At 59.3% G+C, this 25,468-nt stretch carries 19 protein-coding genes; 4 read left to right on the forward strand and 15 right to left on the reverse strand.

All coding sequences use genetic code 11. From position 1 onward, the window contains the following. From IE091_RS15395 to IE091_RS15440, 10 genes are all read right to left on the reverse strand, one after another. The coding region (locus IE091_RS15395) for an Ig-like domain-containing protein (RefSeq protein ID WP_189464050.1) at positions 1-3,143 on the reverse strand (3,143 nt) is incomplete at its 3' end. Positions 3,144-3,326: 183 nt separating this feature from the next. After that, on the reverse strand, positions 3,327-5,096 hold the full coding sequence (locus IE091_RS15400) for an ABC transporter ATP-binding protein (protein ID WP_229800862.1): 1,770 nt from the start codon (positions 5,094-5,096) through the stop codon (positions 3,327-3,329). An 8-nt stretch (positions 5,097-5,104) separates the two neighbouring features. Continuing rightward, positions 5,105-5,779 (reverse strand): hypothetical protein, encoded by a 675-nt coding sequence (locus IE091_RS15405; protein WP_229800863.1) that lies wholly within the window; start codon positions 5,777-5,779, stop codon positions 5,105-5,107. Between the two features lie 340 nt (positions 5,780-6,119). Further along, entirely contained in the window at positions 6,120-9,188 is a 3,069-nt protein-coding gene (locus tag IE091_RS15410) for a UDP-N-acetylmuramoyl-tripeptide--D-alanyl-D-alanine ligase (protein ID WP_229800864.1), read from the reverse strand. A 200-nt stretch (positions 9,189-9,388) separates the two neighbouring features. Further along, on the reverse strand, positions 9,389-10,024 hold the full coding sequence (locus IE091_RS15415; protein WP_189464053.1) for a response regulator transcription factor: 636 nt from the start codon (positions 10,022-10,024) through the stop codon (positions 9,389-9,391). Beyond that, positions 10,024-11,454: an HlyD family type I secretion periplasmic adaptor subunit gene (locus IE091_RS15420; RefSeq protein WP_189464054.1), complete on the reverse strand. Its 1,431-nt coding sequence runs from the start codon at positions 11,452-11,454 to the stop codon at positions 10,024-10,026. The genes IE091_RS15415 and IE091_RS15420 overlap by 1 nt, the downstream gene beginning before the upstream one ends. After that, positions 11,454-13,571: a type I secretion system permease/ATPase gene (locus IE091_RS15425; RefSeq protein ID WP_422822533.1), complete on the reverse strand. Its 2,118-nt coding sequence runs from the start codon at positions 13,569-13,571 to the stop codon at positions 11,454-11,456. Before IE091_RS15425 ends, IE091_RS15420 begins: the two co-directional genes overlap by 1 nt. A gap of 196 nt (positions 13,572-13,767) precedes the next feature. Next, on the reverse strand, positions 13,768-15,585 hold the full coding sequence (locus IE091_RS15430) for a TolC family outer membrane protein (protein WP_229800866.1): 1,818 nt from the start codon (positions 15,583-15,585) through the stop codon (positions 13,768-13,770). A 279-nt stretch (positions 15,586-15,864) separates the two neighbouring features. Beyond that, positions 15,865-16,752, reverse strand: a complete 888-nt coding sequence (locus tag IE091_RS15435) for a DMT family transporter (protein WP_144980157.1) — start codon at positions 16,750-16,752, stop codon at positions 15,865-15,867. Beyond that, on the reverse strand, positions 16,749-17,018 hold the full coding sequence (locus IE091_RS15440) for an Rdx family protein (RefSeq protein ID WP_039182071.1): 270 nt from the start codon (positions 17,016-17,018) through the stop codon (positions 16,749-16,751). The genes IE091_RS15435 and IE091_RS15440 overlap by 4 nt, the downstream gene beginning before the upstream one ends. 112 nt (positions 17,019-17,130) lie before the next feature. On the opposite strand from IE091_RS15440, the gene IE091_RS15445 reads away from it, so the two are divergent. The 4 genes from IE091_RS15445 (at position 17,131) to ettA (ending at position 21,600) form a co-directional block, all read left to right on the forward strand. Then, positions 17,131-18,444 (forward strand): MFS transporter, encoded by a 1,314-nt coding sequence (locus IE091_RS15445; RefSeq protein ID WP_189464055.1) that lies wholly within the window; start codon positions 17,131-17,133, stop codon positions 18,442-18,444. Positions 18,445-18,628: 184 nt separating this feature from the next. Beyond that, positions 18,629-19,066: a PAS domain S-box protein gene (locus IE091_RS15450; protein WP_039182065.1), complete on the forward strand. Its 438-nt coding sequence runs from the start codon at positions 18,629-18,631 to the stop codon at positions 19,064-19,066. Between the two features lie 239 nt (positions 19,067-19,305). Continuing rightward, positions 19,306-19,518 carry a PA3496 family putative envelope integrity protein gene (locus IE091_RS15455; protein ID WP_189464056.1) on the forward strand — a complete coding sequence of 71 codons (213 nt, stop codon included), beginning with the start codon at positions 19,306-19,308 and terminating at the stop codon, positions 19,516-19,518. A 420-nt stretch (positions 19,519-19,938) separates the two neighbouring features. Next, entirely contained in the window at positions 19,939-21,600 is a 1,662-nt protein-coding gene (gene ettA, locus IE091_RS15460; protein WP_189464057.1) for an energy-dependent translational throttle protein EttA, read from the forward strand. Positions 21,601-21,747: 147 nt separating this feature from the next. On the opposite strand, the gene IE091_RS15465 is transcribed toward ettA, so the two are convergent. The 5 genes from IE091_RS15465 to phaR all read right to left on the reverse strand — a co-directional run bounded on the left by IE091_RS15465 (position 21,748) and on the right by phaR (position 25,350). Continuing rightward, positions 21,748-22,089, reverse strand: coding sequence for a histidine triad nucleotide-binding protein (locus IE091_RS15465; RefSeq protein WP_039182057.1), 342 nt, complete (start codon positions 22,087-22,089; stop codon positions 21,748-21,750). Between the two features lie 52 nt (positions 22,090-22,141). Beyond that, entirely contained in the window at positions 22,142-23,014 is an 873-nt protein-coding gene (locus tag IE091_RS15470; RefSeq protein WP_039182055.1) for a phosphoribulokinase, read from the reverse strand. Further along, positions 23,014-23,454, reverse strand: a complete 441-nt coding sequence (locus IE091_RS15475) for an acyl-CoA thioesterase (RefSeq protein WP_016916577.1) — start codon at positions 23,452-23,454, stop codon at positions 23,014-23,016. Before IE091_RS15475 ends, IE091_RS15470 begins: the two co-directional genes overlap by 1 nt. 34 nt (positions 23,455-23,488) lie before the next feature. Continuing rightward, on the reverse strand, positions 23,489-24,781 hold the full coding sequence (gene purD / locus IE091_RS15480; RefSeq protein WP_144980149.1) for a phosphoribosylamine--glycine ligase: 1,293 nt from the start codon (positions 24,779-24,781) through the stop codon (positions 23,489-23,491). A 104-nt stretch (positions 24,782-24,885) separates the two neighbouring features. Continuing rightward, the gene (phaR, locus tag IE091_RS15485) at positions 24,886-25,350 is read right to left on the reverse strand and encodes a polyhydroxyalkanoate synthesis repressor PhaR (RefSeq protein ID WP_016916575.1); all 465 of its coding nucleotides are present in this window, start codon (positions 25,348-25,350) and stop codon (positions 24,886-24,888) included. Between the last annotated feature and the right edge of the window lie 118 nt (positions 25,351-25,468).

A 25,468-nucleotide genomic window follows, 5' to 3' on the forward strand; every position in this document is an offset into this window, starting at 1 on the left:
ACGGTGATGAGGTTGCCCTCGGCCGCTTCGGCACCGTTGATCACGTCGTCACCCGCTAGGGTGTCGATGGTGATGGTGGCTTCTGCGCCCAGGTTCACGTCATAGGACTTGTCGGTCTCGGCGCTGTAGGGGTTGCCCGCCGCATCTTCGCCGCTCACAGAGGCGCTGATGCTGTCGTTGGCCGCCAGCAGCGCTCCGGGGACGTCGATGGCGTAGACCAGGTTGCCGTTGGCATCGGCGGTCACCAGGCCGGTGAACGCTTGGCCGCCCACGGTCAGGGTGACGGTGTCGCCGGCCTTGGCGTCGCCGCCCACGGTGCCGGTAACGGTGATGAGGTTGCCCTCAGCCGCTTCGACACCGTTGATCACGTCGTCACCCGCCAGGGTGTCGATGGTGATGGTGGCGGTGGCGTCCAGGTTGACGGTGTAGTCACGCTCGGCGTCGGCGCTGTAGGGGTTGCCAGCAGCATCTTCGCCGCTCACGGTGGCGCTGATGCTGTCGTTGGCCGCCAGCAGCGATCCGGGCACGTCGATGGCGTAGGTGAGGTCTTCGCCCACCAGACCGGTAAATTCTTGGCCGCCCACGGTCAAGGTGACGGTGTCACCGGCCTTGGCGTCGCCGCCCACGGTGCCGGTAACGGTGATGAGGTTGCCCTCAGCCGCTTCGACACCGTTGATCACGTCGTCACCCGCCAGGGTGTCGATGGTGATGGTGGCTTCCAAATCGGCATCCGCATCCGCATCAGCGTCGGCATCCGCATCCGCATCGGCGTCGGCGTCTGCATCAGCGTCTGCGTCGGCATCTGCGTCAGCGTCGGCATCTGCGTCTGCATCCGCATCGGCATCGGCATCTGCATCGGCGTCGGCATCCGCATCCGCATCCGCATCCGCATCCGCATCCGCATCAGCATCAGCGTCGGCATCAGCATCCGCGTCGGCATCTGCATCGGCATCGGCGTCCGCATCGGCATCTGCGTCGGCGTCCGCATCGGCGTCTGCGTCTGCGTCTGCGTCGGCGTCGGCATCCGCATCAGCGTCTGCGTCTGCATCCGCATCTGCATCGGCGTCTGAGTCGGCATCCGCATCCGCATCCGCATCAGCATCAGCGTCGGCATCAGCATCCGCGTCGGCATCTGCATCGGCATCGGCGTCCGCATCGGCATCTGCGTCGGCGTCCGCATCCGCATCCGCATCAGCGTCGGCATCAGCATCCGCGTCGGCATCTGCATCGGCATCGGCGTCCGCATCGGCATCTGCGTCGGCGTCCGCATCGGCGTCTGCGTCTGCGTCGGCGTCGGCATCCGCATCAGCGTCTGCGTCCGCGTCTGCGTCTGCGTCGGCGTCTGCATCGGCGTCAGCGTCGGCATCGGCATCGGCGTCTGCATCAGCGTCGGCGTCTGCGTCGGCATCGGCGTCAGCATCCGCGTCTGCGTCGGCATCCGTGTCCGCGTCGGCATCTGCATCCGCGTCAGCATCGGCATCCGCATCGGCGTCAGCATCTGCGTCCGCATCGGCATCTGAATCTGCATCCGCGTCGGCATCCGCATCGGCGTCAGCATCTGCGTCCGCATCCGCGTCGGCGTCGGCGTCGGCGTCGGCGTCTGCATCCGCATCGGCATCAGCGTCTGCGTCTGCGTCTGCGTCGGCATCAGCGTCTGCGTCGGCGTCAGCATCCGCATCGGCGTCAGCATCGGCGTCGGCGTCGGCGTCGGCGTCAGCATCTGCATCCGCATCTGCGTCCGCATCTGCATCCGCGTCGGCGTCGGCGTCAGCATCGGCATCTGCGTCGGCATCTGCGTCGGCATCCGCATCAGAATCGGCATCTGCGTCGGCATCAGCATCGGCGTCCGCATCGGCATCGGCATCGGCATCGGCATCGGCATCTGCATCTGCATCTGCATCCGCGTCGGCGTCAGCATCTGCATCCGCGTCAGCATCGGCATCCGCATCCGCATCCGCATCCGCATCAGAATCGGCATCTGCGTCGGCATCTGCATCGGCATCGGCATCAGCATCCGCATCCGCATCGGCGTCAGCATCCGCATCCGCATCAGCATCAGCGTCTGCATCCGCATCGGCATCCGCATCGGCGTCTGCATCCGCATCAGCGTCAGCATCGGCGTCCCCATCCGCGTCGGCGTCAGCATCCGCATCTGCGTCTGCGTCTGCGTCTGCGTCAGCATCTGCATCCGCATCCGCATCCGCATCCGCGTCCGCGTCGGCATCTGCATCTGCATCTGCATCTGCATCCGCATCGGCGTCAGCGTCTGCATCCGCGTCTGCGTCCGCATCCGCATCGGCGTCTGCGTCGGCGTCCGCATCCGCATCGGCGTCTGCGTCAGCGTCAGCATCCGCATCAGCATCAGCATCAGCATCAGCATCCGCATCAGCATCTGCGTCAGCATCTGCATCAGCGTCTGCGTCTGCATCGGCGTCTGAGTCGGCATCGGCGTCCGCATCGGCGTCAGCGTCTGCATCCGCATCCGCATCGGCATCCGCATCCGCATCCGCATCGGCATCAGCGTCTGCGTCGGCATCTGCGTCGGCATCTGCGTCGGCATCTGCGTCGGCGTCTGCGTCTGCGTCGGCGTCTGCATCCGCATCGGAATCCGCATCGGAATCCGCATCAGCATCGGCATCCGCGTCGGCATCTGTATCGTCAGCAGTAGCGGCAGCGGCAGCACCTCCGTCAAACTCTACGAATTCGGCGCCTTCCAAGCCGCCTTCGGTGCTGAAGCTTTGTGGGTCGGTTTCTTCGGCGATCCGGGCAGCGCGGACGAAGCTGCTGCCGCCGCCACCGCCACCACCTGCGCCAGCACCGGCAGCAGTAGCATCGAGGAGATCGAGCAGGTCACCGTCTTCATCTTCGAGGGCGGCGAGCAGGGCTTCCAGGTCGTCGTCCTGGGCGCTGGCATCGGTGGCGACAATGGCGTCTGTGTTCAGCTCAGGGGTAACGGCGACTTCCTGGCCGCCCTCTACCACGTTGGCGCCGGTGCCGTCGGCAAAGTCCAGCTCGACGCGACCATCGGCGGAGGTAATGAGTGTTTCCCCCTCCTGAATGACGTCACCAATGCGCAGTTCACGCAGGTTGCCATCTTCGTCGCGTGCCCATGCTTGACCTGAAATCGCAATTACCGTTGCCATGTCTTGTTCTCCACCCACCGCTCGATTAAGGGGTTGCCGAGGCTGACTGACTGCAGACGCAGAAAAGCCTATTGGCGGCATTGTAAACAAGGTAGCGCTGGCCAACGGGGTTGCCTATTGTACCGGTGGCCAATACGCAATGAACGGGCAAAATTTGCGTGTCAAGCAAACGAGTAACGGAGGTTATGGGTCTGCGCGCAGGGATTCATGAGCCTTTAACAGACCCGCCATCATATTGAGGGCGCCCGCGTCATTATCGAAGCGGCAGCGGTGGCAAAACTCATGGGCTCGCGCGGCCAGCGCGATGTGGAGCGTGGCCTCTTCCGGGGAGTGCAGCGCTTCCCATTCGGGGCTTTGGGTGAGCTGCGGCCAGTTTGCCGACAACAGCGCGAGCACTTCCCCATTGAGTTTGGCCGAGAGGGGCCAATGGGCGCCCAGGGTATCATGGCTCCAGCCTTGCCAGTCGAGTAATAGAGGTTGTTGGTTTATCAATGCGAGGCGTGCACTGGCGGGGTTCTGAAGCGTGAGGCCGGGTGGCACCTTCTCGACTAGCGCGACCATATGTGGCCAGTTTTCCTGGAAACGCGTGATCTGAAAGCCTTGCCTATCGTCCTGCATCAAATAATCAAAGCGGTTCGTATCAATGCTTCTCATGCGTTCTGGCAACGTGGCAAAAGTAGCTCGGTACTGTGCTATCAGGCTCGGTGACAGCGGCGTCTGCAGTAACGTTTGGCGAAGCGCCGCCAGCCAGGGTTTGCGTTCTTCCGAGTTGAGCCATTGCGGGCGCAGGCTGCCGATGTCTAGAGCGACGTAATGGCACCAGAGCAAGTCGCCATGACCGATCAGTTTGGGTATTTCAGACGACACTGCTCCCGCCGCCGCATTGCGCTCTTCGAGCAGCGCAATTTCGTGGTGCGCTTCGTTCTCTCGCGAAGGCACGTAACATTTCAACAGCCAGTAGGAGGGGCTTGCGCTGTCCTGCTGCGTGCGTAGCAGCACATGGGCGACGGTACGACTGTGCAGCAGACGGCACTCGACGATATCGACGAATACGCGATGATGACGTTCGGCCAACCAGCCGGGCAGCCATTGGGTCAATCGTGCCGCATCAAAGCGCTTGAGGAAGTCCGTTGCTTCGCCAATCGCTACCTGCCGGGCGCGAGGGAGCAACAGCATGTTGATGTGCTGAACGTGTTTGATGATACCCAGAGCGTTGACCATGCCGTTGACGCTGGCGGCCATCATTTGGCGCAACGCAATCAGCAGAACGAACAGTGTGAACAGGGGACGCGCCGATCCATACAGATAGTCGATGACCAGGATGACAAAGCCAAGCGCAAAGCTGATATTGATGACCGACAATACGTTGCTTTGCAGCGTTTCCTGAAGCTGTGGCACTTTTTCGAAGCGGTAGTAACGCGCCACGATAAATCCCAGGATGGCCACGCAAACCGCTGCCAGGAACCCTAGCGCCGGGTGCAAAAGGGCAATGACCAAACAAAACAAGAGGGCAATGCACGTCGAGGAGAGCGCTCCCATCACGATGGCCAGCATGCGCCTGCCCAAAGGCCGATGATTGGCTACCAGACGTGTCTTGTTGAGCCTGTGCAAAAGGGCGTCGAACAAACGTGAGATGCTGCGCTTGACCCACCACTGCATTAGCGCAAACGCGCAAAAGCAGAGAACGGCCAAGGCCAATAGCATCGCCATCTTGTCATTATCGCCAAACTGTGCAGGCAACCCGCGGGTCAAACGACTCTGACCGCTCATCAAGACTTGTAACAGCTGCCAAGGTAGCAACAGGCTGGCCAGCAACAGTATCTGCGCTGTTACTTGCTTCAAGAGAATGGCGCCTACCTGCCAGCGGAATGGTCGCACCACCTCACCCAAAAGGGCCCACATCAGGTCGCGTAGGTGGCGACGATGAGCCCTCTGCTCTTCGGTTGCCGACATGTAACCCTTCACTCCCGTTCTTTCAGCATGGTATCGATCAGCTGCATGAACCTACGCAGCTCTTCAGGCTGATGCTCCTTCGGCGCGTAGGCCGATATCGCCCGATATAAAGCCGCCAGAATGGCATGGTTATACTGCAAGCTGCGCTGCTCGGCTTCGGCCCAGCCGTAAGTGGGCCATTGCTGTTGTTCAGCCAGGGAAATGCTCGCCTGATGGAGTGATTCGAACAGGGGCGCGACGAAGCGGCTACCGTGAAGATGGTCCAATGTCACTACCTGGCTGCCATCGTGGTAGCGCAGCGACATCAGTGAGCTGGGCAGCGAGATACTGCCTTGGGGGTCGAGTAGATAAAATAATCGTTGCCATAGGGTCACGGCGCCATAGCTCGACTGCATGATGCTTTCCAGGTCGCTACTAGCCGTAGGCAGAGGGGGACCGGGCTGCACGTCACCACTCAGCAGCGACTCCGACCAGCGTGCCAGCCCTTCGTGTACCCACCCTTGCTTGAACATCATGTGGGCGTTTTGATACAGGTGGAAAAGCTCGTGGGCTGGTGTCAGGTTAGTGGCGGCCTCAACACGTCCGCCCAGGGCCATGCGAATATGGCATTCGGGAATAGCCGGGTTACGCACTACTTCGTCATAGGCTTGGCCGCCGCGAACCTGGTCATTCCGCAGAATCACCACGATTTCCTCAGCCTGTAGATAACGCGGCATCTGTAGCGGGGGCGTTAGTCCTAGCACCTCATGAAAAAGCACATTGGCGGCAGCTAGTTGGGTGGCGATATCGTCCTGTCGAATGAGGTCTATTGCTACAGGTGGTTCGGAGTCTCGCACGACAAAGTGCGTCAATGAACCCGATAAGCCTGGCACCTGCATCGCCCCAACCTTCGCCAGTGCAGGTTCTCGTGTCAGCGTATGACAAACACCAACCCCCTGCTGAGGCTGCGCCAAGGTGGAGAAAGCGCTTATCAGGAGGATAGCAAACGCCATACCATTACGCGCGAGCTCCCTTCCAGCCAGCTTATCCAACAAGATTCGGCGCCGCGAACAGTGAGGCAAGTCCCACGCCATGAGAGGCCTTGACCAGCACATGGTCACCGGGCTGCAAGTGTTGCATGAGTTCCGGCTTGAGTGCCTTTACATCCGAGTAGTGAAAAACGCCCTGATCTTCGCCACCCAACATGGCCAGCAGCGGTTGGCTTAGAGGGCCGCACAATAGCACGCGTCGTGTGGCCAATGCGGCAATCAGTGGCGACAACTCACGGTGCAACGCTTCTGCCTCCTCCCCCAACTCCAGCATGTCTCCAATAATCAAAAGCTTATTTTCTCCCTTGACCGGCAAGGCAGCAAAGGCTTCCAGGGCCATGCGCATGGAAAGAGGATTGGCATTATAAGCTTCATCATGCAGGGTGATAGGCACTCCTTGGTAATTCAGTTGCTTGACTTCACCGCGGCCCGGTACCGCCTGAAAAGTGCGTAACCGCTCGATGACCTTTGCCAAGGGCAGCCGGTCATGCTGGGCCACGGCTAGAATAGCGAGTGCGTTCAACATCATATGGCGTCCTGCCGCAGCCAGCTCGACGGTATATGCATTGCCATCGATGCAGACTTGTCCGCTCAACCCATGATATTCCAGTAGTCGAACATCCGCTTCCTCATGCTCTCCAAAACTGATCACCGTCAAGCGGTAGTGTCGTGCTTGCCCTGCGAGGTACCCGTAGTGGGCGCTGTCGCGGTAGAGAATGGCCACCCCGCCTAGTGCCATACTCCTGAAGATGCGCGCTTTCTTTCGGGCGATTTCATCCAGAGAGTGGTGATAGACAAGGTGCGATGCAGCAATATTGGTGATGATGGCAAGGTCAGGCCGCGCCAGCGCTGTATTGACCGACATGGAGCCAATGGCCATCTCGACGGCCCAATAGTTTGCCGTTTGCGGCATGGACGCCAGATTCCAGGCCACCCCGATGGGCAAGTTGGCACTCCCACGACTCTGCCCCACGGGGCCGTCATCCAAAGCGTGTGCCAACATCGCGACCACGGTGGTCTTGCCCGCGCTTCCCGTCACCCCGACCACTCGCCCACGAAACTGGCGACGCTGATGTTGCCCAATGGCGAGTACCGCTGCCTGGACATCCTCTACCTGCAGAATAGGCACCCCAAGCGCTTGGTAAACCTCGGCTTGTTCACATATGACGGCCGAGGCCCCCTGCTCCACCAGCGCTTTTATGGCGGCTTCCGTCAAAAAGCCTGTGTCGGCCCTGCCGCTCGCCACCACGAGATGGCCTGATGCGAAAAACGCCTGCTTGCAACATAGCCCTGTGGCCTGCCAGCCCATCGGCGGCATCACATGCCAGCGCCCGCTGGTCGTCGATGCCAGTGATTCGGCCTCCAGCTTGCCCCCGTCCACCCTGAAACTCGCTTGCCGACCATGGCCCAGCAGTTGCTGATAGGCCACCAAACCGGAGAGATAGTGCTCGACATCGTCGATGCGCACGCGGAAGCTGTGATGACGAATGAAAAAACCGTCTTGCACGGTGTGCGGGGCCTTGAAGTACATGGCCACTTCTGGCCAGAAGAATCCATTTTGCAAGTAGTTCGCGCGGGTATGCAGCGCGTGATAGAACGCATCGATGTCCAGGCCATCGAGCACATCGGCAAGCTCCGGCATCTGTTCCAGCGTGAGCAGTGTCTTGTGGAACGCCATGGAGAGTTCCAGCAGCGTTGGGAAAGTAGTGATCCGGTCGCGGATGAAGTCGATGTACCCCGCTACGTTGCGCACCGCGAATTCAAAATAGCGGCGTTCGGGGCGGTACATCACCAGCTCATTGGTACAGTAGGCCAGCCAGTGATCGTGGGCCTGCTCATGGCCGTTGTCGATGAAATAGTCAAAGGCCTTGACGACACACGCCAGCCACTGGGGGTTGCGGGTTTGGCCGTATAGCCGCATCAAAGCAAAGGCCGCTTCGCCATCGTAGTAGATGATCCGAGACTTTTCCTTGAGTGATAAATCTGGCGCATTCAGCACGTGCACGAAGCTGCCATCGGCTTCCTGCATGCGGACGATCCCCAGTGCCAGCGCATCGGCCAGCCCGACATAGCGGTCATCGTCCATCACCTGCCGATACTTGACCAACGCCAGGATAGCCACTGCATTGGCACCCAGCTTGATGATGTTGCCCGTATCGACCACATAGGCCGCGCCATCACGCTGGAGGATATCGTGGGCACACAAACTTTCCAGCGCGCGCCCTATCTGGTCACGCAGCTGGCCTAGCGCTTCGTCGTCGAGCAGCCGTTGAGCAACGCAGCTTTCATAGCCCTCCAGCAGCGCGTAGGTGCTGCTGGCATGGCGCAGTATGTTATAGGTACCAATATCACGATTGAAACAGGGAAAATAGCCATACACATAGCGGCCATTCGCCTGTACCTGCCTACCCAGAAAGCGCGTCGAGCGGGCAATCAGTTCAGCGGTGGAGGCAGGCGTCAACGGCGGGGTTTCACGACGCCCCCAGCAGCGGGGCTGCGTGCTCAGAAGATGGTGGCTCGGCTGTTCACCGCCAAGCGCCAAAAAGACGCCAGCCGTAGCAAAGCTCCACATGGGCATCCCATCGGCAAAGCTTGGCATCTGACTAGAGCCGTGGCGGGCTTTGAAGTAACGCTCCAGATGGGCCTGATTGATTTGCGCATGACCCACCTGGTGCCCACCATACAGGCAGGCGTTGGCATTCAGCTCCATTTCACTGAGCAGCAGTCGGGGTTCGCGCTTGCCTTCAAACGCCAAACCGCTGCGAAAGTAGCTGCGCTTGTAGCGCTTGAGCTCCTGCTTGAACGCCCCCCAGCGACCTTCACGCACGGCGAAAGGCCACTCGATGCGACACCCCACCAACGGATGCTCGAATTTGCGCTGCAGCCGAGTAATCGCTTGTTCAAGCGCAGGCATCAGTACTTCCCACTGGCCCGCCCGCAGTGCGCTGACATCGACCGTCAGCGTCGTTACCTGAGCTCGCGTATAGCCATCGCTCACCGAGACCAGTAACAGTGAATCGAAAGGGGCTACGCTGGCATGCTGATGCCGCCATTGTGACAACACGTCAGGTCCCACAGCATGCAAAGCATCATGCAAGGCTGAGTGGATAGCCTCACGGGCAACGTGTGCTTCCTGAACGGCGTGATCCAACATGTCATGGCTCGCATAAGTAGTGAAGGTATAAGTGACGAACGAGGTGAGGTACTGACAGTGGATGCTTTGGTGTGCAACGATGTGGCCCCCAAAAACGCAGCCACAGCGGGTCACTCAACGTTGTCAGGGGCATGCTCCGCCACCGGCGCCAACTTGAGAATCAACTGCAACCGATCACGTACTGACAGCTTTCGAAAAATAGCGCTCAGATGCGCTTTGACCGTGCGCTCCGTGATCTCCAGCTGGCGGGCCACCTCTTTGTTCGTGGCGCCACGCGCCACGGCCAACGCAACGCCACGCTCTCGCTCGGTGAGCAACTGTAGGTAGTCGCTGTGTTGATAACGGTCATGTTCAACGCGCTGCTGAAGAGCCTTGAACGTACCACCGAGGACTTTCGCCAGTAACTCTTGCCCTACCCAAACACCCTGATGGGTAACGACCAGAGCCACCTGGTTCAGCACATCAGCCGCCGCCAGGGTATGCACATAGCCTCTGGCGCCCAGGTCCAATGCCCTTAGCGCTTCACGGTCGTCGGGGTTGTAGCTCAGCACCACCACGATGGCACCCTGCTCTATCAGCGCAGGAACCATGAGTTGCCAGCTATCCACGGTAGTGGAAAGCCACACAAGGTCGTTGGGCACTACGTGCTGGCCCCACATGCCTGGCGTCACAGCTTCCATATTTTGGAATGCTTTTTTCCAGCGCGCCTTCAAGCTCCCGTCTGTTGTTATAAACCAGTGTTTCATCAGCGCTCTCCCATGGAATCTCGCCACGCTCTTAAAACAGGTTTCAGCATGAACTGCATGACGGTTCGCTTACCGGTGACGATATCCACCTGAGCGGTCATCCCCGGTATGACCTGTAGCCGTTCGGCGACGCTTTCGTTTTCCAGGCTGCGTACGCGAACCAGATAAAAAGTATTACCCTCATCATCGGTAATGGTGTCGGCACTGATATGCTCGAGTTCTGCCTGCAGGCCGCCATAAATCGCGTAGTCGTAGGCAGTGAGCTTGATGGTGGCAGGTTGTCCTGGGTGCAGGAAGGCAATGTCCTGCGGAGCAATACGCGCTTCCACCAGCAGTTGATCGTCACTGGGCACGATTTCCACGACTTCCTGCCCTGGCTGAGCGACACCGCCAATCGTATTGATGTGGATGCGCTGTACGATGCCATCTACCGGTGAGCGAATCTCAGTGAGCCGGACGCGATCCTGCAAACCGGTGCCTGACTGCTGCAATGCATTCAGATCACCCAGCGCCTGGGCCAGATCATTACGCCACTCACTGCGACGCTCGGCCCCCAGCTCCCTCAGCTGGGTTTCGGCCTCTTCCACGGCAGCTTGCAAACGTGATACCGAGGCATCTGCCTGACTGCGCTCGCCCGTGGCACGCGATACTTCCCGCTGCAAACGCAGCACTTCTACTTCCGATACCGCACCAGATGCCAGCAAAGGACGTGTCAGGTTCAGTTCCTGGCTGGCCATGTTCGCTTCGCGCTGGGCCGTATCTCGTCTTGCCTGCGCTTCACGTAGCTCTTCTCGACGCTGCCGGATACGATCATTGAGCACGTTTTCCTGCTCGCGCAGCTCTTCGCGGCGGCTGTCGTACACTTCGCGCTCTTGCATAACAATATGCGGCACTTCTTCGCGCAGCTCATCGGAGGGTTCGAAGGGTGAATTGGTGGCCAGCGCCCTTAACCGCTCGGCGCGCGCTTCCAACGCAAAACGCTGGGCGCGGTTTTCCCTGAAATCCGAGACGAAGCGGGTAGGGTCGATCTGCATCAGCACATCTCCCGCGCTGACCAGCTGCCCCTCGCGAATCATGATCTGATTGACCACGCCGCCATCGAAGGATTGGATACGCTGGAGCTGGCTCGCGGGAATGACGCGGCCCGTGCCTCGGGTCACTTCATCGATGGCGGCGAAATAGGACCATGTCAGCAGTGCCACGATGGTCAGCAATACCGTATAAAGAAACAAGCGCGCACGGATAGGCTCTTGCTGCATGCGCGCCCAGTCGGTATCGCTTGCCCAGTCACGATTGAGGTGCGCAGAGGTGACCCGTTTGGCGAATAGCCTGTCCATGAAAGGGCGAAATGGCTTTTGTCCTTTTTCGGAAAAACGGCCAATCGCGTCGAACCCTTTCTGTTCGGAGGTAGTAGAAGGTTTGCGTGCCATCAGGAAGCCCTCCCGATCTGACCTTTGCGCAAGGCCTCCACCACGGTATCGCGGGGGCCATCGGCCACCACTTTGCCCGCATCCATGACGATGATGCGATCGACCAGCGACAGCAGCGATGTACGGTGGGTGACCACAAGAATCGTCTTGCCTGCCGACATTCGGGTCAAGTTGGCTTTGAAGGCTTCTTCACTGGCGTTGTCCATGGAGCTTGTGGGCTCGTCCAACAGCAAAATGGGCGGGTCCTGCACCAGCGCTCGGGCAATGGCTACCGCCTGCTTTTGCCCACCAGACAATGCCTGGCCGCGCTCGCCCACCTGCAAATCCACCCCATGAGGGTGGCCATTCACCAGCGCTTCCAGGCCCGCCAGTTCCAGCGCCCTGAGCAATGCTTCGTCATCCACGCGGTCATTTCCACCTCCGGCCACGATGTTCTCGCGCAAGGAACCCGAGAACAGGCTGACATCCTGCGGCACATAGCCAATATGGCGGCGCAGGTGCAGCGGATCCAGCTGGCGGATATCGACGTTGTCGACCAGCACGGCCCCTGCCGTCGGCTGATAGAACCCCATGATCAGCTTGTTGAGAGATGATTTGCCACAGCCAATACGCCCCAGCAGCGCCACCTTCTCCCCCGCCTTGACGTGGATCGACACCTCGCGCAGGGCATCGCGCTCTTCATTGGGGTAACGCAAGGTGACTTTCTCGAGACGAATATTGCCCTCGAAGCTGGGCTTTTCGACGTAGGATTTACCCTCATGACGCTCGCTTTTCTTGTCCATGACATTATTGAGCGACTCGAGCGCCGTGGAAGATTGGTGGTACTGAGCCAGCAGCGCAGCCGCTTGGCTAATCGGTGCCATGGCCCTCGAAGAGAGCATGTAAGCGGCAATCAAGCCGCCCTGGGTCAGGTTGCCTTGAATGATCTGGTAAACGCCGACGATGATCACGCACACCGCAATGCTGTGCTGCGCCCACTGCGCCACGTTCGACACCGACGTACTGACCATTTTCAGCTGACTGCCGGTTTTGGCCAGAAATGCCGTGGCTTTCTCCCACTGACGCTGAATACGGCTTTCGGCCCGCAGGGCCTTGACGTTTTCGAGTTGGGAAATCGACTCTACCAACAGCGAGTTACGCTGTGCACCCACCTCCCACGTGGTCTGCGACAACTCGTGCAACTTGCCCTGAGCAGCCAGCGCGTAAAGCAGCACGAAGACGATGCCCACCAACACCGGCAGCACCAGCCAGGGGTTGATCAGCGCAATGATCGCCGCAAACATCAGCACGAACGGCAAATCGACGATGCCTAGAATGGTCGCGGAACCAATGAAAGCCCGCACCGACTCGAAGGATTGAAGCGTCGAGGTAAACGAGCCGGTGGACGCAGGCCGTTCCTCGAGCCGCAGCCCTAGCGATTTCGCCATGATGGATGATGAGAGTTTGACATCTGCACGGCTTGCCGCCAGATCAACGAAGCTGCTGCGCATCAGTCGCAGCGCCAAGTCGAAACACAAGACGATAAAAATACCGACAGCCAATACCCACAGGGTCTCGGTTGCCTGATTGGGTACGACACGGTCATACACGTTGAGCACGAAAAGCGGCATGGCCACCGCGAACAAGTTGATGGCCAGCGAACCCAACACGATGTCTCGGTATAGACGACGATTTTCGCGGATAACGCCCCAGAACCAGTGCTGGTCGCGACGCTTCTTGCTATTGACGCTTGGCTCTGAAGCATTGTCCGTCAGAAACTTCGGACGCACATAAATGGCATCGCCACTGTAACCCGCGTGAAGCTCCGCCAGCGGTATCTCGACCTCTGACTCTGCCAACTCAGGAAACAGAACGCGTGCTTTTTGCTGCTTGAGGTCAATGGCCAACAAGACGCATGCCCGCCCAGGTTCGAGCAGCAGTACGGCGGGTAGCAGCGCAGGATTGAGTGCCGAAAGACGACTTTTGACGATACGCGCCGTCAGCCCGGCCCTGGAAGCCGCACGCCCAAATACCGACGGCGTCAGCTTGCCTTGCTCCAGAGGAAGCCCTGCCCGCAATGCTTCGGCAGACACTTCATGCTGATGAAAGGAGGCAATCGCCTTGAGGCACTCCAGCAATTCATCGCCATTTGGCTGTTCACTGGACAGTGAGTTTACTGCGTCCGTCGTCGTTACCTTCGCTTGTGTCACACAGACCTCATATCCTCAGGTGAAGCGTCTACTGCTCATGAAAGGCACGCCAGAGTGGTCACTGAAACCAACCCGCCGCTTGCTGGCAGCGGGCATATCACTGGTTTTCAGTAGCCGGTGGCGGCTAGCCGTTGGTCACGAAGGCATCGGCGTAACCGAGGCCACGCAGGGTTTGCTGCAGTTGCTGGGCATCACTCATGGAAGCGACCGGCCCCAGCTGAACCCGAAAGTTGCCTGATGATGCATATACTCGCGACTGGCTGGTCAACTGCTCACCCAGCTGTGCGCTGAGCAGCTCGGCACGCTCAGCCACCCCCAGGGAGGCTACCTGAATGTACAGGTTACCCACGCTGGGCGCTGTGCTGACCGTGGCTATCGTCGGTTCGGCCCAGACGCTCTCTTGAACCTCTGCTTGCAGAGCGGGTTCACTCGAGGTGTAAGCCGTTTGCGGCGTGGTGGTATTCATCGGTAACCCGCTGATGCCACGGGTGAAATCTTCCAACGTAAACCCACGTGGCCCTTCGGTACCGCACGCCATCTCGGGATTCTGCGCCATGCCTTCGTAGCCAAGTTCTGCCAGGCTGGGGATGTCGTCACGGGCGACCTCCAGCGTTTGCATCAGTTGGCCCATGGCAGCCAACGTGCGGGCTTGCGCCAGCGTCAGGTCAAACTCAGCATTGGCGTAGGCCCGGCTGGCCTCGAAGAACTCGTTTTCGCTGTCCAGCACATCCAGCAGGGTGCGCTGTCCGATATCGAACTGCTGCTGATAGGCACCCCGAACTCGGTCGATGGACTGACGATGGTCATTCAAATAGCGCAGCTGTTCACCAATGCGCTGGGTATCGTTGTAAGCAATTTGCGTGGTCTGACGCACGTTGGTACAGGCGACTTCGCGCTGGTTGACCGCCTGCTCGATACGGGTAGTGGCCGCATCGAAGGCAGCACTGTCAGAACCACCGCGGTAGAGATTCATGCTCGCGACCAGCTGAATGCTGTGCTCGTCGCGGCGTCCTGAAATGGCGTCATCCTGATTATTGGTGCCGGTACGCCCCTGGATATCCAGACGCGGCATGAACGCAGCACGCTCTGCGCTCTGCACGGCACGCTGGGCAGCAATGTTCTCGATGGCCGCATGGAATTCAGGGTTACCCTGGAACGCCATCTGGATCGCTTGACCCACATCGGCAGGCAAATCAGCCGCCAGTGAAGGCGCAGGCGTCATGTTCTGAGGCGGCAGCTGGCCGACCAGGCGCTGATAGCGCGCCGTCACGTCATGAAGGTTGGAGGCTTCGGTCATCAGGTTGGACTCGGCAAGCGCCAGACGGCCACTGATTTGCGCCAGGTCTACCCCTCTGCCCGCACCCGAAAGGGCGCGCTCTTCGATCTGCGAAAACACGCGGCGGTGTTCACGGTAGTTATCCTGCGCCAAACGCACCATTTCACGGAAACGCATGACATCCAGATACGCTTGGAACGTTTCCAACGCAATATTTTCACTGGCCCCCAGTAGCTCGAAATAGGCAATCAGCCGCGTACGATCCAGACGCTCCACTTCACTACGCGTCGCGAAGCCATCGAAGACCATCTGGGTCAGGGTCAGCTCGGCGAAGTCACTGTTGTAACTGCCCCGGCCATCGTTCTGCTGGTCCCTGCGACCGACCCCCGCCGAGACATCGATGGAAGGCAGATAGTTGCCTTGGGCAACACGCACGTCGCTGCCTGTCGCGCTGAAATTGGCCCACGCAGCATTGACCTGAGGGTTACTGACGATGCTTTGCTGAATGGTGCTGACCACATCTGTCGAGCCCGGCGCGTACAGCGTGGAAGGCAGGTTTTGAGCCAGCCCAGTCAGCGGCAGGCAACTGAGCGTTGCCACGGCTGCGGGGAGCAAGCCGCGTTGTAGAAAAGTGGGTGTTGTTGGTGTTGTCGCGTTGTTCTTCATGGCCATGGATCCCTTATGAACGTTTCTCGCTGCAGATGAGCAAGTAGCCTTTCCTTTGCAACAACGCGGACACTTTGCATTGTCACCCCCTTGGCTGCTTACCCGCCGACACTGACTCATCTATCGCGTTTTGTTTTTGCCGCGCTCAATTGGCTAAGCATTGTCTAGCAAGAAAACCTTAGCAAATTGATATTAGCTTAAATTAAACGCCTGAGTGCCAGTGGCAAGCCATAAAAACAAAAGTCACAAAAATTTACAATAAAGTGCTGAAAAAAACATTCAGCCCGTCTCGAGAGGCGCTTTTCTGGGCCATTGCTGGAAAGCCAGGCCCATCAATATCAGCAACAGGCCAATCAGCGTCGAGCCCAGCAGCGGCTCGCCTACCACGACATAAAGCAGCATGAGTGACACCGGTGGAGAGAGGAATATCAGCGTAGATACCTTGGCGGTTCGAGAAGTTTTGTGGATTGCCAACTGCCAAAGCACGAAGGCAATGCCCATCTCGAATAGCCCCACGTAAACCCCGGATGCCAGTGCCACCATGCCATGCCACTGAAAGCCAGGCCCCAAAAGTAACAGAACGGTTAAAACAGGTAACCCGACACTGAAATTTTGCCACTGCCCTACCAACGGCGGACGTGCATCCCGCGCATTCAGCAACCAGTACAGTGCCCACAACAACGTTGACGCAAGGGCCAGCGCAACCCCTAACGCATCTTCGAACGCAACGTTCAATACGTGGCCTCGGGTCGCAATCACCCATACGCCCGCATAGGCAATGAGCCCTGCCACGATGTCTCTACGCGTCAACCGATGTCCTAACAAGGGGACTGCCAAAAACGCCATGGCCAATGCCCAGGTGTAGTTCAAGGCCATGGCCTCTTGTCCCGGCAGGCGGTCGTAGGCTGCAAACAACACCAGATAATATGCTACGGGGTTCATCAGCCCCGCCCACAGGGCCGTACGCCATCCATGCCTGAGCGCCTGGCGCATGTGCCCCTGAACGGCCACCAGCCCCCCCATCAGCAGCCACGACACCAGCGCCGCCAGCCACATCAGCTCTATCGGGCTCATCCAGGAGAGCGCCAGCTTGAAGGCAGTCGCGACCGTTGACCATAGCGCCACGGCCCCCAGCCCATACAGGATGGCTGTTCTGTCCTGACTCATCGGTCTATGTGCCCAAGATCACGCTCGGGGTCGATATGATCACGCACCTGCTGCTTGAGGGTCTTGATGTCTGGAAAGCCGCCGTCACGTTTACGCTCCCAAAGCAGCGTATCATCGCACCAGATTTCAAAGCTGCCGCCATGGGAAGGCACCAACGCCACCTGATCGAGCTGCTCACCAAAGGTAGAAAGTAACTCTTGAGCGTACCAGCCGCTGCGCAGCAGCCATTGGCACTGGGTGCAGTAGCGAATCCGGATCTGCGGCATGACGTACTCCTTATCGGTCGATTCCCAGGCAAGCTAAATTATCGTGTTGCTTACGCTATGATGTTGATCAACCATTCTGTCATCTTATATTAGCAACTGCCAAGGAACCCCCATGGCCCAGCCGGATGTTACACAAACGCGTCTCTATGAGTGGCTGACGGGCGATGATGATAGCCGCATGTGCGCCGATATTCCTGACGGCGCCTGCCAAGAGCAGCCGCGCAATTTTTTTCATCATTTGTGGGCGGCATTGGGCAACAAGCTGGCGGATGAACTTTCCAGCGCGCGGCTGGTGCTGCCCTGGTTGATGGGCATTATTGGTGCGCCGGTCTGGATGGTGGGCATGCTGGTCCCCATCCGCGAGGCTGGTGCGCTGCTACCTCAGCTTTTCGTGGCAGGATTTATCCGCTTGAAACCTCAGCGCAAGTGGGTATGGGTCACCGGAGCGCTGCTTCAAGCCTTGGCCGCACTGTGCCTCGCGCTACTGGCGCTCTGGGACAGCGGAACAGTGGGCGGATTTCTGGTGCTGGCGGTACTGGTGGTGCTGTCATTGGCGAGGGGGCTTTCGTCGATCGCCACCAAGGACGTATTGGGTAAGACCATTGCCAAGCGCCGGCGAGGGACCCTGATGGGTTGGAGTGGCAGCGTAGCAGGGGCCGCCACGCTGGCGGCGGGCGGTGTGTTGCTGTGGTTCGGTGATCGCCCAGGTAACGTGGCGCTGGCCCTGCTGCTATGTGTCGCGGCGGCGGGATGGTTGCTCAACGCGTTCAGCGCCGCGCGCATCAAGGAAATGCCGGGCGCCGTAGAAGGCGGTCAAAATGCCTGGGACAGCATCAAGCTCGGGGTCACCCTGATGCGCGAGGACCGTACCTTCCTGCACTTCAACCTGGCCAGAGCGCTGCTGCTCTCCAGTGCGCTCGCCCTGCCCTATCTGGCCTTGCTGGGTCAACAGCAGAGCGGCAGTGAGCTGGGCGGGCTAGGCATCATGGTGGTGGTGTCAGGGTTGTCAGCAATGATTGCCAGCCCCATCTGGGGTAAACGTGCGGACCACTCCAGCCGCCGCGTCATGCGTGATGCTGCCATCGGTACCGCACTGTGTTGCTGCCTAGGCGCGGGCATTGCCTGGCTACCGGGCGAGTGGACCCGCAGCGTACTGCCCTACGCCTGCGTTTATGCCCTGCTGATGATCATTCACCATGGGGTTCGCCTGGGCCGCAAAACCTACCTGGTCGATATAGCCAGTCAGGACAACCGAGCACTCTATGTGGCGCTGTCCAACACTTTCACAGGAGTGCTCATGCTGGCAGTGGGTGGCCTGATTGGCGGGCTGGCACAGTGGCTTGGCAGCAGCCTTCTGCTGCTGGTGCTGGCGGTCACTGCATTGGGTGCCATGGTAAGCGCTCAGCGCCTTCCAGAAGCAGAGTGATCTTCAAGGATTGCAAACCCGTGCAACGCTCGCCATGATGGGCGGGAATCACGGCGTAACGTGGTTTTTTTGCTATCCTAGCTGTAATCAGTGGTAAGTGGCATCGCCTACCCTGCCTATAACGAGCCTCGCGCTGACGAACAGCGACACGGCTAGAATGACGAGAAGCAACAGGAATCCATTGATGAAACGATCTCCCTTGATCAGCCCGGAGTTACTCGAACGCATTGTTGATGCTTCTGAAGATGGCATTGTCGTTGCAGAGCAGGAAGGTGACGAAAACATTCTGATTTACGTCAACAAGGGCTTCGAGCGTCTGACCGGCTACAGTGCAGACGAAATCCTTTATCGAGATTGTCGTTTCCTGCAGAACGAAGACCGCGACCAGGATGCCCTCGCGTCGATTCGTGATGCCCTGCAGGATGGCCGCCCCTCTCGCGAAGTGCTGCGCAACTATCGCAAGGACGGCACGATGTTCTGGAACGAGCTATCGATTACGCCCGTTTACGATGAGGCCGACAACCTGATGTACTTCATCGGCGTGCAGAAAGATGTCACCGAACGGGTCGAAGCCCAACTGGCCCTGGCGGCGTTGAAAAAGCAGCAGGAGCTGGCCGAATAGCGTCTATTGCCATTCCGCATTTGACAGCGATTGGTCACCTTGCTCGGCAGCTCGCAATTTTTAACGGCGGTCAATGCAAGTTGTACTTGAACTTCGCCTCAACTGACGTTATATAGCGCCTAGGCGCTTGTTTAGCGTTAGGTGCTTCCATTTGTCATGGCTCCTGGACAGCAAAAGGAGCCATGGTTGAAGGAAGCCGTTGTGATGCCGGTGCGCCGGCTTGGGTTGGAGGGCATACCATGAGCCGTGACCCCTTGAATCGCGAGACTTACACCAACGACGGGCTGGACGCTGACGACTTCGAGAACCTTGACGCGGTCAACGACGACCAGTATGCCAAGAGCAAGCCCAGCAAAGCCGATACCCTGCGCGCTCGGCGCCAGGTAGAGGCCTGGTTAGAAGAACGACGCCTGCAACGCGCCATCGAAGATGACTGGGACGAAGAAGAGTAGCGCCTTACGGGCAGATGCTCTGTCGTTCGAACAGGGGGCAATCATTGGATTGCCCCTTTTCATTTAATTCAGCGCGTAATGGATTCAGGATAGCCTGGGTAGCCACCCAAACCTGCTTGTGGGAGGCCAATTCATTGGGCGACGGCCTGGGCAGGCACCGCTGCCTGAATCGTCGCGATCTAAAGCTCCCTCCCACAACAACCCCCTCCCGTAGCAGTGAGTGCCTCCAGGCCAGCCTGTGGGAGGCCAATTGATTCACGCCCGTCTGCGTAGAACTTTTCATTTCCGTACGTTTTTTCGTTTCATCCTGCTCACCTGACTCAGTACCGTGCGGCTGGCCTTTAGCCGCGCTGGGCACTATCATCTGTACACCAAGCCAGCACTGCTGGCCCCGCTTTTACCACAACCTAACGGATTTCCATGGCGCAATACGTATTCACCATGAATCGGGTTGGCAAAGTCGTGCCTCCCAAGAAGCAAATTCTCAAGGATATCTCGCTGTCGTTTTTCCCGGGGGCCAAGATTGGCGTACTGGGCTTGAACGGCGCCGGTAAATCCACGCTGCTGCGCATCATGGCCGGTGTCGATAAAGAGTTTGAAGGTGAAGCTCGTCCGATGCCCGGCATCAACGTGGGCTACTTGCCCCAAGAGCCGCAGTTGGACGACGAGAAAAACGTCCGGGATACCGTCGAGGAAGCGCTGGGTGCCCTCAAGGAAGCTCAGCAGAAACTGGATGCCGTGTACGCCGCGTACGCAGAACCGGATGCAGACTTCGATGCCCTCGCCAGCGAACAGGCGCGGCTCGAAAACATCATCGAAGCCGCCGACGCCCATAACATCGAGCGTAAGCTGGAAGTGGCCGCCGAAGCGCTGCGTCTGCCGCCCTGGGACGCCAAGGTAGGTAACCTTTCCGGAGGTGAGCGCCGCCGTGTTGCCCTCTGTCGCCTGCTGCTGTCCAGCCCGGACATGCTGCTGCTGGACGAGCCTACCAACCACCTGGATGCGGAATCGGTGGCCTGGCTGGAGCGCTTCCTGCACGACTACAACGGCACCGTCGTGGCCATCACTCACGACCGTTACTTCCTGGACAACGTGGCAGGCTGGATTCTCGAGCTGGACCGCGGCCAGGGTATCCCCTTCGAGGGCAACTACTCGCAGTGGCTGGAGCAGAAAGAGCAGCGCCTGACCCAGGAAGCCAAGCAGGAAGCCTCGCGCCAGAAGGCCATCAAGCAGGAGCTGGAGTGGGTACGCAGCAACGCCAAAGGCCGTCAGACCAAAAGCAAGGCACGTCTCAATCGCTTTGAAGAGATGCAGTCCGGCGACTACCAGAAGCGCAACGAAACCAACGAAATCTACATTCCGCCTGGCCCGCGCCTGGGTGACAAGGTCATCGAATTCCACAACGTCACCAAGCGTTTCGATGACAAGCTGCTCTACCAGGACCTCTCCTTCACCATTCCCCAGGGTGCCATTGTCGGCATCGTCGGCGGTAACGGCGCGGGTAAATCGACGCTGTTCAAGCTGGTCACCGGCAAGGAGCAACCGGATGCGGGCGACGTGGTAATCGGTGAAACCGTGGATATCGCCTACGTCGAGCAGTTGCGCGATGCGCTGGATGACAAGCAGACGGTCTGGGAAGCGGTATCCGACGGCCAGGACATTCTCAACATCAACGGCTATGAAGTCTCTTCGCGTGCCTACGTGGGTCGCTTCAACTTCAAGGGCAACGACCAGCAGAAGCGCCTGGATGAGCTATCGGGCGGTGAGCGCGGGCGCCTGCAGCTGGCGCAAACCCTCAAGCAGGGTGCCAACGTATTGCTGCTGGACGAACCATCCAACGACCTGGACATCGAGACGCTGCGCGCCCTGGAAGAAGCGCTGCTGGCCTTCCCCGGCTGCGCCATGGTGATCTCCCACGACCGTTGGTTCCTGGATCGTATCGCCACGCACATCCTGGCCTTCGAGGGCGACTCGGAAGTGGTGTTCTTCGACGGCAATTACACGGAATACGAAGAAGATCACAAGAAACGAGTCGGCAACGACACGCCGAAGCGCATGAAGTACAAGCGCATCGACGCCTGACCGCAGGCGCCTTTCGCCCGCTAAAGCGACCTCCCACCAGTGCCTTTCAGGGCGGGTGTGGGAGGGAGCTTCAGCTCGCGATGGCTGACTTTGCCAGGGCGCATGACGGCGCCCTTAGCCCGCCAAAGCGAGCCTCCCGCGTTAGACTTAGCCTGCAGGCCAAGTGAACTGACGCCCGCCCATCAGGTGCATATGGATGTGGTAGACCGTCTGCCCGCCCATTTCGTTACAGTTCATGACCACCCGATAGCCGTCCTCGGCAAACCCCTGCTGTTTGGCCAACTGGGCAGCGGTATATTGCAAACGGCCGATCACCGGCAGGTCGTCAGGCGCAATGTCATTGAGCGTGGCAATGTGCTTTTTAGGGATGATGAGCTGATGCGTAGGCGCCTGAGGGCTAATATCGTTAAAGGCAAGCACATGCTCGTCTTCGAAGACGATATCCGCAGGAATCTCGCGGTTGATGATTTTACAAAACAGGCACTCCATCGCAGCCTCCTTGGTGTGGCGCGTTATTGTCAAAAGAGCTGGCTAAACGCGCCTATCGGAAACGGCGCTGAGCCAGCAGATGGCGAACCAACGGGGCGAGGATCAACTCCATCGCCAACGACATGCGTGCACCGGGCACCACCAGCGTGTGGGGCCGCGTCATGAACGCATCCTTGATCATGGCCAGCAGCCAGGGGAAATCCACGGTCGAGGGGTCGCGAAAGCGAATCACCACGAAAGACTCGGCATCGGTCGGGATATCCTGCACCTCGAAGGGGTTGGAGGTGTCGACGGTAGGCACGCGCTGAAAGTTGATATGGGTACGCGAAAACTGCGGCTGGATATAGCGCACGTAATCGTCCATGCGCCCCAAAATGGTGTCGATGACCGCTTCCTGTGAGTAGCCACGCAGCTTGGTGTCACGATCGATCTTCTGAATCCACTCCAGGTTCATGGTCGGCGCAACGCCCACCAGCAAATCCACGTGCCGGGCAATGTCGTACTCCTGAGTCACCAACCCGCCGTGCAGCCCTTCATAAAACAGCAGGTCGGTGCCACAGGGCAGTGCCTGCCATTCGGTAAAGGTGCCCACTCGGTAACCGGCTTCGATCTTCTGCTTGTCCTCTGCATGGATGTAGTGCCGATAGGTGCCAGTGCCATGTTCACCGTACTCGACGAACAGGCTTTCCAGACGATCCAGCAAGTTGGCCTCGACGGCAAAGTGAGAAAGCTCATCCTTGCGCTCGGGCTCTTCGCGGAAGATGCGCTTGAGGTCATCGCGGGTATAGCGATGGAAGGCATCGCCATCCACCATGGCCGCGTGGACGTCTTCTCTCAGGAACATGCGCTCGAAGCTGCGGCGCACCGTCGTGGTGCCAGCCCCGGAGGAGCCGGTGACGGCAATGATGGGGTACTCTCGGGACATCAGCTCCCCCTTGCCTCGGCGAGTGTCTGCTTCACCGCGTCAGGAATGGGCACCGGCTTGCCAGCCCCCAGATCCAGCAGCAGCTTGTTGATTCGGGCCGTGGCGACCACGGTCTCGCTGCCTTCCTTCAAGACACGCTGATAGACGGTCAATGCCTTGCCCTGAGGTTCAGGCACCGCCGTCTCGATAACCAGCACCTCCGGGAAGCGCGCTTCCTGCTGATACTGTATCGCCAGGTCCACCACGACGCTGGGATAGCCACCCATGTCCCACTCGGGCAAGTGCAGGCTACCCAGTGCTTGTGCCCTGGCTTCATGCAGCAGCGACACCAGGGCATCATGCCCCAGGTGGCGGCCGTAGTTCATGTCGGTCACCCGCACCGAGAGGGTATGGCGGTGGATCACCGCGTCTGCGGGAAATTCGATAGCAACGCGTTCCATGACGGCTCTCCTGCTTGGGTGACGAAAGGGGTCGTTAGTGATTCACTTCCCGGGCAATGGCGCGGAAGGCGATGTCACGGCGGAACTCGGCACCTTCCCACTGGATGGCCTTGACCCCCTGATAGGCCTGCTGCTGAGCAGCCGATACGCTGTCGCCCAGCGCCGTGACACACAGCACGCGCCCCCCGGCCGTGGCGATTTCGCCTTCATCGGTCAGGGCAGTGCCGGCGTGGAACACCTTGCACTGGGCCTGCTCGGCATCGGTCAGACCGTGAATCACATCGCCTTTGCGATAGCTGCCGGGATAACCGCCCGCCGCCATGACCACGCCCACCGCCGCACGACTGTCCCATTCACACTGCTTGCCTGCCAGCTCGCCTTTGGCACCTGCCAGACAAAGCTCCGCCAGATCCGACACCAGACGCATCATGATGGGCTGGGTTTCCGGGTCACCAAAGCGGCAGTTGTATTCGATCACTTTGGGTTGGCCCGCAGCATCGATCATCAAACCGGCATACAAGAAGCCCGTGTACGCATTGCCCTCTTCAGCCATGCCTCGTACGGTAGGCAGGATCACCTGCTCCATGATGCGGGCATCCACCTCGGGCGTGACCACAGGCGCCGGTGAGTAAGCCCCCATGCCGCCGGTATTGGGGCCGGTATCACCATCGTAGGCACGCTTGTGATCCTGGCTGGTGGCCATGGGGACGACATGTTCACCGTCGACCATGACAATGAAGCTGGCTTCTTCGCCGTCCAGAAACTCTTCGATGACGACCCGGGCACCGGCATCGCCAAAGGCGTTGGCTTCCAGCATATCGCGAATGGCGGCTTCGGCTTCGGCTTCGCTCATGGCCACGATCACGCCCTTGCCGGCGGCCAGGCCATCGGCCTTGATGACGATGGGCGCGCCCATGCGGGCCAGGTAGTCAAGCGCTGGCTCGACCGCCGTGAAGGTCTGGTAGTCGGCGGTGGGAATGGCGTGGCGGGCCAGGAAGTCCTTGGTGAAGGACTTGGAGCCTTCCAACTGAGCAGCCCCCTGGGTAGGGCCAAAGATGGTCAGGCCCGCTGCCTGAAATTGATCGACCACCCCTTCCACCAGCGGCGCTTCCGGGCCAACGACCGTCAGGGCGATCTGCTCTTGCTGAGCAAACGCCACCAGTGCCGGCAGGTCGGTTGCGGCTATGGCCACATTGCTCAGCTTGGGCTCCGTGGCCGTGCCTGCATTACCAGGCGCTACGAACACCTGCTCGACCTGGGGGGATTGGGCAAGCTTCCAGGCAAGGGCATGTTCACGGCCACCGCCACCGATCATCAAAACTTTCATGGGTATCCTTCTCAAAACAGGAGAGCATCGATGGGCGCATTATGCCATAACGCAGCCGCTAGCGGGGCGCCAAGCGCTGTCTTAAACCCAGCGCTGTTGTGAAGCTAAGGCTTGCCATCCGTTGGGTCGTCGTCTTCCTTGGTGGAAGGCTGGTTGAGCGTGTTCTGCCAAAAGCGCATGTTCTCCTCGGCCAGTTCACGCATGAACTCCATGGGCGTATGCCGCATGGCCTGCTGCCACTGGCTCTGGAGGCGCTTCTGCTGCTCCAGCATCAGCTGGGTGCCCTGTTCCAGATAGCGCGCCAGAGGCAGCGGTGACGACATGTCATACACGCGAATCAACTGGGCCAGCAGGTCGTTGGAGAACACTTCCGCTTCACTATCGGCCTGCTCCTGTTCGATAATGATCGACAGTAGAATCGTGCGCGTGAGGTCTTCGCCACTTTTGGCATCTTCGACACGAAAAGGCTCTTCGTCGATGATCAGACGGCGCAAATCTTCCAGCGTCACGTAGCGGCTTTGTTGTGTGTCGTACAACCTGCGGTTGGCATATTTACGAATGACGCGCACAGCGTATCTCCTTAAACGCGATAAAGGCTTTTGTCGCCATGGCTGCTATTGTGCCTGCAACACACGCCCATGCAAGCCAGCTTAACGGATTAGTGCCGCGATGCGCGGCCTGCCCACG

It is taken from the genome of Vreelandella hamiltonii, assembly GCF_014651775.1.
Classification (GTDB): Bacteria; Pseudomonadota; Gammaproteobacteria; order Pseudomonadales; family Halomonadaceae; genus Vreelandella; species Vreelandella hamiltonii.